The following is a 414-nucleotide window of genomic DNA, read 5'->3' as shown; positions in this document are numbered from 1 at the left end:
ACTTCGACCAGTTCAGGCGAACGGACGGGATCGACCGGCTCGCCGATGGCGCCGAGGGCCTGATCGAGACGCCTGCCGATATCGGGACCGAAGCGTAGGGCTAGCGGCGCGCGCGGCTGATCCATCAGATCACCGATGGTCTCGAAGCCAAGGGTGCGCAGACCGGTCACGGTTTCGCCCTCGAGCCGCAGCGCCGCCAGCGGTAGCGGTCGCAACATGGTCTCGGCGGCACCAGGCGCGATGACCGCGATCTGCCGGCGCAGGAAGCGGGCCGCGGCATGGGCGGCGCCCCATGTGTCCGCAACCGCCGCGCGCGCCTCGACGCCGGAGGCCGCGAACTTCCGCACCATGGTCTCGAGCATCAGCGCCTCGCCGCCATGCAGGTGATCGGCACCGGTCGTGTCGATCACCAGG

The 414-nt window shown here is 70.3% G+C and carries 1 pseudogene; it reads right to left on the bottom strand.

Annotated elements, in window-relative coordinates:
- Window positions 1–414, bottom strand: a pseudogene (locus CEV33_RS00880) (DNA polymerase Y family protein); the annotation flags it as partial.

Origin of the sequence: Brucella grignonensis (assembly GCF_002252505.1) — a bacterium.
GTDB lineage: Bacteria > Pseudomonadota > Alphaproteobacteria > Rhizobiales > Rhizobiaceae > Brucella > Brucella grignonensis.
Note: the sequence above shows the minus strand (reverse complement) of the source record. Positions and strands in the feature narration are given on the sequence as shown.